The sequence below is a fragment of the Pseudomonas sp. PS02303 genome (genome assembly GCF_029959925.1).
GTDB lineage: Bacteria > Pseudomonadota > Gammaproteobacteria > Pseudomonadales > Pseudomonadaceae > Aquipseudomonas > Aquipseudomonas mandelii.
In genome coordinates this window covers 1-9,129 of the sequence record NZ_JASCOM010000234.1, presented here as the reverse complement: position 1 = coordinate 9,129, position 9,129 = coordinate 1, and the positions used below count along the sequence as shown (strand labels likewise).

At 60.5% G+C, this 9,129-nt stretch carries 8 protein-coding genes; 5 read left to right on the top strand and 3 right to left on the bottom strand.

Annotated elements, in window-relative coordinates; translation table 11 throughout:
• The first annotated feature begins 111 nt into the window (after nt 1-111).
• Genes pqqC through QMX98_RS28595 form a run of 4 tightly spaced genes read left to right on the top strand, consistent with a single transcriptional unit; the run spans nt 112 to nt 4,075 of the window.
• Nucleotides 112-864: a pyrroloquinoline-quinone synthase PqqC gene (gene pqqC, locus QMX98_RS28610; protein ID WP_282411740.1), complete on the top strand. Its 753-nt coding sequence runs from the start codon at nt 112-114 to the stop codon at nt 862-864.
• Entirely contained in the window at nt 861-1,136 is a 276-nt protein-coding gene (gene pqqD / locus QMX98_RS28605) for a pyrroloquinoline quinone biosynthesis peptide chaperone PqqD (RefSeq protein ID WP_010467137.1), read from the top strand. Before pqqC ends, pqqD begins: the two co-directional genes overlap by 4 nt.
• Before the next feature lie 4 nt (nt 1,137-1,140).
• On the top strand, nt 1,141-2,283 hold the full coding sequence (gene pqqE / locus QMX98_RS28600; protein ID WP_282411741.1) for a pyrroloquinoline quinone biosynthesis protein PqqE: 1,143 nt from the start codon (nt 1,141-1,143) through the stop codon (nt 2,281-2,283).
• Nucleotides 2,249-4,075 carry a S9 family peptidase gene (locus QMX98_RS28595; RefSeq protein ID WP_282411739.1) on the top strand — a complete coding sequence of 609 codons (1,827 nt, stop codon included), beginning with the start codon at nt 2,249-2,251 and terminating at the stop codon, nt 4,073-4,075. The genes pqqE and QMX98_RS28595 overlap by 35 nt, the downstream gene beginning before the upstream one ends.
• Before the next feature lie 104 nt (nt 4,076-4,179).
• Here QMX98_RS28595 and QMX98_RS28590 read toward each other — a convergent pair whose 3' ends face one another.
• Together QMX98_RS28590 and QMX98_RS28585 are read right to left on the bottom strand one after the other, a co-directional pair.
• Nucleotides 4,180-4,338, bottom strand: coding sequence for a YqaE/Pmp3 family membrane protein (locus QMX98_RS28590; RefSeq protein ID WP_007904205.1), 159 nt, complete (start codon nt 4,336-4,338; stop codon nt 4,180-4,182).
• Between the two features lie 228 nt (nt 4,339-4,566).
• Entirely contained in the window at nt 4,567-5,784 is a 1,218-nt protein-coding gene (locus QMX98_RS28585) for an aminotransferase class III-fold pyridoxal phosphate-dependent enzyme (RefSeq protein WP_282411738.1), read from the bottom strand.
• A gap of 169 nt (nt 5,785-5,953) precedes the next feature.
• Here QMX98_RS28585 and QMX98_RS28580 point away from each other — a divergent pair, with 169 nt between their 5' ends.
• Nucleotides 5,954-6,883, top strand: a complete 930-nt coding sequence (locus QMX98_RS28580; RefSeq protein WP_282411737.1) for a LysR family transcriptional regulator — start codon at nt 5,954-5,956, stop codon at nt 6,881-6,883.
• A gap of 227 nt (nt 6,884-7,110) precedes the next feature.
• On the opposite strand, the gene QMX98_RS28575 is transcribed toward QMX98_RS28580, so the two are convergent.
• Nucleotides 7,111-8,889, bottom strand: coding sequence for an acyl-CoA dehydrogenase C-terminal domain-containing protein (locus QMX98_RS28575; RefSeq protein ID WP_083375628.1), 1,779 nt, complete (start codon nt 8,887-8,889; stop codon nt 7,111-7,113).
• Nucleotides 8,890-9,129: the final 240 nt, after the last annotated feature.

Below are 9,129 nucleotides of genomic sequence, written 5' to 3'. Positions count from 1 at the left end.
GGGCAAGCCTCGCTCCTACAGTGATCGCGTGCCCCTGTAGGGGCGAGGCTTGCCCGCGAAGGCGTCGGACCAGACACCAGAGAATCCACCGGTCATCCCCGGAGAACCGCAATGACTGACACCCCAATGTCCCCCGCCGAATTCGAAGCAGCCTTGCGCGCCAAGGGCGCCTATTACCACATCTATCACCCGTACCACGTGGCGATGTATGAAGGCCGGGCGACCCGCGAGCAGATCCAGGGTTGGGTCGCCAATCGCTTCTACTATCAGGTGAACATCCCCCTGAAGGACGCTGCGATCCTCGCCAACTGCCCGGATCGCGAGATCCGTCGCGAGTGGATTCAGCGTCTGCTCGACCATGACGGCGCCCCCGGCGAAGACGGCGGCATCGAAGCGTGGCTGCGTCTGGGCCAGGCCGTCGGGCTCGACCCGGATCAACTGCGCTCGCAGGAACTGGTCTTGCCGGGCGTACGTTTCGCCGTGGACGCCTACGTAAACTTCGCCCGCCGGGCCAGTTGGCAGGAAGCCGCCAGCAGCTCGCTGACCGAGTTGTTCGCGCCGCAGATCCACCAATCGCGCCTCGACAGCTGGCCGCAGCATTATCCGTGGATCGACCCGACGGGCTACGAGTATTTCCGCACCCGTCTCGGCCAGACACGCCGTGACGTGGAACACGGTCTGGCGATCACTTTGCAGCACTACACGACGCGTGAAGGCCAAGAGCGCATGCTGCAAATTCTCCAGTTCAAACTGGACATCCTTTGGAGCATGCTCGATGCCATGAGCATGGCCTACGAACTGAACCGCCCGCCGTATCACAGCGTGACCGACCAGCGGGTCTGGCATAAAGGAATCACCTTATGAGTTTCGATCGCAGCAAGACCCCGACGTGGCGTCAGGGCTACCGCTATCAGTACGAACCGGCGCAGAAAGGCCATGTCCTGCTGTACCCGGAAGGCATGATCAAACTCAACGACAGCGCTGCGCTGATTGGCGGTTTGATTGATGGCCAGCGTGACGTAGCGGCGATCATCGCCGAACTGGACGCGAAGTTCCCCGACGTGCCCGAGCTCGCTGAGGACATCGAGCAGTTCATGGAGGTTGCCCGTGCTCAGCACTGGATCGAACTTGCCTGATTCCGTGTCAGGCACGTTACCGCCAAAACCTGAAATCGGCCTGCCGCTGTGGCTGCTGGCCGAGCTGACGTACCGCTGTCCGCTGCAATGTCCATACTGCTCCAACCCGCTGGACTTCGCCGAACAAGGCAAAGAACTGAGCACCGAGCAGTGGATCAAAGTGTTCCGCGAAGCCCGGGAAATGGGTGCCGCACAGCTGGGCTTTTCCGGCGGAGAGCCGCTGGTGCGCCAGGACCTTGCCGAGTTGATCGCCGAGGCGCGCAAGTTGGGTTTCTACACCAACCTCATCACGTCCGGCATTGGCCTCACCGAGCAGAAAATCAGCGACTTCAAGAAAGCCGGCCTTGATCACATCCAGATCAGTTTCCAGGCCAGCGACGAACAAGTGAATAACTTGTTGGCGGGTTCGAAAAAGGCCTTCGCGCAGAAGCTGGAAATGGCTCGTGCGGTGAAAGCCCACGGCTACCCGATGGTGCTGAACTTCGTGACCCATCGGCACAACATCGACAAGATCGACCGGATCATCGAGCTGTGCATCGCCCTTGAAGCGGACTTTGTCGAACTCGCCACCTGCCAGTTCTATGGCTGGGCACAGCTCAATCGGGTCGGCCTGTTGCCGACCAAAGAACAATTGGTTCGTGCCGAACGCATCACCAACGAATACCGCGCCAAACTGGAAGCCGAAAGTCATCCGTGCAAGCTGATTTTCGTCACGCCGGACTACTACGAAGAACGCCCGAAAGCCTGCATGAACGGCTGGGGCAGCATCTTTCTCACAGTCACGCCGGACGGAACCGCACTGCCGTGTCACGGTGCCCGACAGATGCCGGTGCAATTTCCGAACGTGCGCGATCACAGCATGCAGCACATCTGGTACGACTCGTTCGGCTTCAACCGCTTCCGTGGTTACGACTGGATGCCCGAGCCGTGCCGCTCCTGCGACGAGAAAGAAAAAGACTTCGGCGGCTGCCGCTGCCAGGCGTTCATGCTCACGGGTGACGCCAGCAATGCCGACCCGGTGTGCAGCAAGTCGGAGCATCATGGCGTGATTCTCAAGGCCCGCGAAGAAGCCGAACACGCGACCCAGACCATTGAACAACTGGCCTTTCGCAATGAACGAAACTCACGCCTCATCGCTAAAAGCTGAACCCTTCAGCGCTTCCCGGGCCGTCGCGGCCGGTATCGACTTCGCCGAGCTGTTAGTCGGCCAGCATGGCCTGTTCTGGAACGAATACCGCCCCGAGGATGCCGCCTGCAGGATCTGGCGTTGGTGCGACGGCCAGGCCCGTTGCCTGACGCCAACGGGTTTCAGCGTGCGCAGTCGGGTGTACGAATATGGCGGTGGCGCGTTTTGTCTGACGAATGTCGGGATTGTTTTCGTCAACGAAGCAGACCAGCAACTCTATCGGCAATCGCTGGCGGGCGAGACGCCTGAGGTGCTGACCTCCGGGGAATGCCGTTACGGCGATCTGCAGTTTGCCAACGGACAGGTTTTGGCGGTTGAAGAGAACCGGGATCGGCATCGTCTGGTGGCGATTGATGTGGCTGACGGCCAGCGTCATCTGCTGGCCGAAGGCGCCGATTTCTATGCCGCGCCGACGCTGAGTCCGGACTCGCAACGATTGGCGTGGATTGAATGGAGCCGCCCGGATCAGCCATGGACCGCCACTCGCTTGATGGTTGCCGAGCGCCAGAATGATGGGGGCTTCGCTCAACCGCGTTGTGTGGCGGGCGATGGTGCGCAGGAGTCACTGCAACAACCGCGTTTCGACAGCTACGGCCACCTGTTTTGCCTGACGGATCGCGGCGGCTACTGGCAGCCTTGGGCGGAATCCGCAGACGGCCTGAGCCAGCTGCCGAGTGCCGCCGCTGACCATGGGCCGGCGCCGTGGCAGCTGGGGGGCAGCACCTGGTTGCCGCTAGGCGAAAGCAGCTACTTGGCCAGCTGGACCGAAGGCGGGTTCGGCAAACTGGGAATCTGCGGTGACGCCGCTGAAGATTTCACCGGTGATTACAGCCGTTTTCGTCATCTCGCACTGGATGAGCAATTCATCTATTGCATCGCGGCATCGCCGGTCAGTTCGTCGGCGGTGATCGCAATCGAGCGCGATACCCGCCAGGTCAAAATCATCGCCGGCGGGATCGCACCGTTGCCCGCCGAGCGCATCAGCGTCCCGCGAACCTTGCGCTACCCGAGCGGTTCGGGCGAGGCCCACGGCTTCTTCTATCCGCCGATGACCGGCGAGGCGAAACCGCCGCTGGTGGTGTTCATCCACGGCGGCCCGACCTCGGCCTGCTACCCGATGCTTGATCCACGCATTCAGTACTGGGCGCAACGCGGCTTCGCCGTGGCCGATCTCAACTACCGCGGCAGCAGTGGCTATGGCCGGGCGTATCGCCAGGCGCTGCATTTGAGTTGGGGTGACGTGGATGTCGAAGATGCCTGCGCGGTGGTCGCTTATCTTGCCGATCGCGGCTTGATCGACGGCGACAAGGCGTTTATTCGCGGCGGCAGTGCTGGCGGTTACACCACGCTGTGTGCGTTGGCCTTTCACAACGTCTTCCGCGCAGGCGCCAGCCTTTACGGTGTCAGCGATCCCGTGGCACTGGGCCGCGCGACCCACAAGTTCGAAGGCGATTATCTGGATTGGCTGATTGGCGATCCGGTTGAGGATGCCGAACGATACGCCGCGCGCACTCCGCTGCTGCATGCGAACAACATCAGTGTTCCGATGATTTTCTTTCAGGGCGAGCTGGACGCCGTGGTAGTGCCGCAACAGACCCGCGACATGGTCAAGGCGCTACAAGACAACGGCATTCTGGTTGAAGCGCATTACTATGCGGACGAACGTCATGGCTTTCGCAAGGCGGGGAACCAGGCCCATGCGCTGGAGCAGGAGTGGTTGTTTTATCGGCGGGTGATCGAACTCGCAAGCTGAAACCGCGTCGCGCCCTTCGCGGGCGAGCCTCGCTCCTACAGGTACGGTGTTATCCCGTAGGAGCGAGGTTTGCCGCGAAAGCGTTCTATCTGACGCCGCAGAACTCAGCGCTTGGCGATGATGTACACCGCATGCACGATCCCCGGAATGTAACCGCACAACGTCAGCAAAATATTCAGCCAGAAAGCGCCGGCGAAACCGACTTGTAGAAACACGCCCAGTGGTGGCAACAGAATGGCAATGATGATGCGAATGAAATCCATGGGGCAGCTCCTGATGTGAAGTGAACTCGTGTGAGCCCTACTGCTAATCGACACGCGCCGTTCGTCAGGGTTCAGTAGGAACCTGGCGCAATAGCGAAACCTCATGAATCGCAGGCAAAAAAACGCCCCACGCGAAAGAATTAAACGTGGGGCGATGCGTTATTACCGCGAGACGGTTCTGGAATTCGTGCGGGAAAAGTCTGATCAGACCGCAATCCCCTTGCGGCACTACAGTTGTGCGGTGCGTACGCGGGAAAAGGCGCGGGACAGGCGCAGGATCATTTCGTCGATGTTGGCGTTGCTGACCGTGAGCGCCGGGGTAAAGCGCAGGCAATCGGGTTGTGGGGCGTTGATCACCAAGCCTTCGGACAACGCGGCTTTGACCACGGCTTCAGCGGAATCGTCGGACAGGGTCAGTCCCCAGAGCAGCCCTTGCCCGCGCAACTCGCCGTGACCATAGCGATAGGACAAACGACTCAAGGCTTCGCGCAGGTGCTGACCGGTTTCAACCACATGATCGAGAAAAGCCTTGTCCTGAATCGTGTTCAACACCGCAAGACCGGCAGCGGTCATCAGCGCATTGCCATGATGAGCGCCCGACAGGTCGCCCACCTCGAAACAACAGGCCTTGCCCCGCGCCAACAACGCAGCCAATGGCACGCCACCGCCAAGCCCTTCGCCGAGGACGACGATATCTGCCCGAACACCGTGGACCTGTTCGGCAAGCAACGTGCCGCAGCGACCGAGGCCGGTGTGCACGTCGTCGAGGATCAACAAAATGCCCAGCTCCCGACACAGGCGTTCGACACCCTTGAGGTAATGCGCGGTGGCCGGAATCACCCCGGCTTCGTTTTGGATCGGTTCGAGCAGGATGGCCACGGTCCGGGCATCGACCGCCGCGTGCATCGCCGCCAGATCATTGAAGGGAACGGGGTGAAAGTCCGACGGTGAAATCGTCCCGGGACTATGGCCATGGCAGCCGTTGCTGGCCACGATGATCCGTGAGGCCCCGCTGCGATGCAGTCGACCCCATTGACGAGCCAGTTGAATCGCGGCCTCACGGGCTTCGGTGCCGCTGTTGAGCAGGTACGCCTGATCACTGCCGGTACTATTGCAGAGCCGCTCGGCAAGGTTGAGCATGCCGCGGTTATGCAGTGCGAAACCCGGGTTGATCAGCGATTGAGCCTGTTCTGATATTGCATTGACCAGCACCGAAGGGCTGTGGCCCAGGCTATTGGCGCCGCCACCCTGTGAGAAATCCAGGTAAGCGCGGTCATCGCTGTCCCACAGCCAGGAGCCTTGGCCGCGGACAAAAATCTGCTTCGGCCGCTCGACACTGGGCATCAGGCACTCGCGGGAAAGGTTGTCGCGTCTGGACGCTTGGGAAGTGTCTACGACCAAGTCGTCGAGGCTCGGTGGAGTGCGACGCAAGTTGAACAGATTCATCCGCAAAAGCCTCGCTTGAGGTTTTTTGCCTTACCTATGTAAACACCATCAACGTAAACGGTATTCATCGTGCGCTCTGGCCCTGTAAGCCTTGTGAATGCGGTTAGACTAGGCCCAGACAAGGCGTTGAGCCATTTCGATTTCCCAGCATTTTCGATAAGCGCACCTTATGGATTTCAAGCAACTGCGTTATTTCGTCGCGGTCTATGAAGAAGGCCACGTCGGCCGGGCGGCCGAGCGACTGTCAATCTCCCAGCCGGCGCTGTCCCAGCAGATCCGCCAGCTCGAGCAAAACCTCGATGTAAGCCTGTTCGAACGCAGCAGCAAACGCCTGCTACCCACTCTGGCCGCCCATACTTTGTACAACCACGCCCTACCCTTGCTTGATGGCCTGCAACGGGCCCGCGAGGCATTGGGCAACTTCAAGGGTCAGGCGCTGCGCACCTTGGCCATTGGCGTGTTGCAGACGGTTCACACCAGTCTGGTGCCGCAGATGCTCGAACGCGTGCGCAAGGCGCAACCGCATCTGGTGGTGCAGATCTATGAATTGACTGGCCTGGAAATCGAGCGGCGGTTGCTCAATGGTTCCCTCGACATCGGCATCAGCTACCTGCCGCCCCGACAGCCGGGGTTGCACGGCGTCTTGCTGTACGAAGATGAACTGACCCTGGTGATCCCGGCGGACCACCCGTTGCGCGAGTTCAAGAAAGTCTCGATGAGTCAGGCCGCCGAGTTGCCCATGCTGTTGCTGGGTGAAGAGTTTCAAGTGCGGCAGATCTGGCAGACACAACTGGCCAATCTGGGACGACGGCCGCAGGTGCAGGCGGAACTGAACAACATGGCGGGGATTCTCGACAGTCTGCCCCACACCCGGCTGGCCACCGTGCTGCCTGGGCGCTCGCAAAAGGCGCTCGGCAACAATGAATTGCTCTGGAAACCGCTGACCGAGCCGCGAGTGCCGCTGAAAGTCGGATTAGTGTGTCGGGATGTGCAGCGGCAACAAGCCTCGCTGGCCCTATTGCGCACGCTGTTGGAAGAAGTGATGAACGGGCCCGACGACCGTTTGAACAACTCGACTGCGCTCGACGGGCCGCGCTGAATACTTTTCTGCGGGCAAAAGAAAACCCCGCCGAAGCGGGGCTTTGCAGACTGTTTCCCTGACATCCATTTCACTCCGCCGTCCTGGCAGAATCCTACGTGTCCGTGTTGTTGCTTTGCGCTTCCTGCGCGACGTCCATGTGAAGTAGATTAGCTCTGGATCCAATCTTCGCCTATGGGAGAACAGCAGCACGTCATGTAAGAGAATGCTTACATGACGCTATCGGGTCAGAACTGTCCGGCGTCCAGCAGGAACAGCGACTCGCTCCCCGCCTTCACCGACGCACTCAACGAGTGAATACGCGGCAGCAGACGGGCGAAATAGAACCGCGCCGTGCCCAGCTTGCTCGCGTAGAAATCATCCTGCGCTTCTTTGCCGAAGGCCGCCTTGGCCATCAGCGCCCACATGTAGGCGTAAGCCACGTAACCGAAGGTTTGCAGGTACTCGACCGACGCCGCGCCGATTTCGTTCGGGTTGTTTTTCGCCCGGTCCAGCAACCACGAAGTCAGCTCGTCGAGGGTGGTGACGGCTTCGTTCAGCGGCTTGGTGAACTCCGCGAGATCAGCGCTGGCGGTGGCGGTGAAATGACGAATCTCATCCGCGAACAGGTTGTAGAACGCCCCGCCCGTGCCGACGATCTTGCGTCCTACGAGGTCAAGCGCCTGAATGCCGTTGGTGCCTTCGTAGATCTGGGTGATGCGCACGTCGCGAACCAGTTGTTCCTGACCCCACTCACGGATGTAACCGTGGCCGCCAAAAACCTGCTGGCCGTGCACGGTGGTTTCCAGACCGAGGTCGGTCAGGAACGCCTTGGCTACTGGCGTCAGCAGAGCGACCAGATCTTCCGCGCGTTTGCGGACGGTCGCGTCTTCGCTGAACTTGGCCGTGTCCAGTTGCATGGCCACGTAAGTGGAGAACGCACGACCGCCTTCGTTCGAGGCTTTCATGGTCAGCAGCATGCGACGCACGTCCGGATGGACGATGATCGGGTCTGCGACCTTGTCCTTGTTCTGCGCGCCGGTCGGCGAACGGCTTTGCAGACGGTCGCGGGCGTATTCGACGGCGTTCTGATAGGAGCGCTCGCCGGTGGCCAGGCCCTGGATACCGACGCCCAGACGCTCGTAGTTCATCATGGTGAACATCGCCGCCAAGCCTTTGTTCGGCTCGCCGACCAGGTAACCCACGGCTTCGTCGAAGTTCATCACGCACGTCGCGGAGGCCTGGATGCCCATCTTGTGTTCGATCGAACCGCAGTTCGCCGGGTTACGCGCTCCCAGGCTGCCATCGGCATTGACCATGAACTTCGGTACCAGGAACAGCGAAATGCCTTTCGGCCCCGCCGGGGCGTCCGGCAGTTTGGCCAGCACCAGGTGAATGATGTTCTCGGTCAGGTCGTGCTCGCCACCGGTGATGAAGATCTTGGTGCCGCTGACCTTGTAGGAACCGTCGGCCTGAGGCTCGGCCTTGGTGCGGATAATCCCCAGGTCTGTACCGGCGTGCGGTTCGGTCAGGCACATGGAACCGGCCCAGACGCCGGCATACATGTTCGGCAGGTACGCAGCTTTCAGTTCTTCACTGGCGTGGGCGTTGATCGACAGGCAGGCACCGGCGGTCAGCATCGGGTACAGACCGAACGACAGGCTGGCGGAGTTGACCATTTCTTCGACTTGCGCCGACACGGCCTTGGGCATGCCCATGCCGCCGTAGGTCGGATCGCCACCGACACCGACCCAACCGCCTTCAGCGTAAGTCTGATAAGCCTGTGGGAAACCGGCCGGCGTGGTGACGGCACCGTCCGCCCAATGGCAACCTTCTTCGTCAGCTGCACGGCTCAGGGGGGCGATGCTTTTGCTGGTGACCTTGCCGGCTTCTTCGAGAATGGCTTCGACGGTTTCAGCATCAACGGTCTCGGCCAGCGCAGGCAGCTGCGCCCAGAGTTTGGCGACCTCGAAGACTTCATTGAGGACGAAGCGCATATCGCGCAGGGGCGCTTTGTAGTCAGCCATGGCAAACCTCGCAAGATCTAAACAGGTGATTCGTGGGAATGATGTTTTCGTTGGGCTCGAGTGTAACCCAACAACTTTTGCGACACATAGGGTCAGGCCGTGACCGTTTTGTAATTTTTAGTCAGCAGGATTTCAGCTGAGCAGTTCTCGCCTGGCAGAACGCATTCGCGGGCAAGCCTCGCTCCTACAGGTCGGGGTCACGCATATCCCGTGAACGACACTGACCTGTAGGAGCGAGGC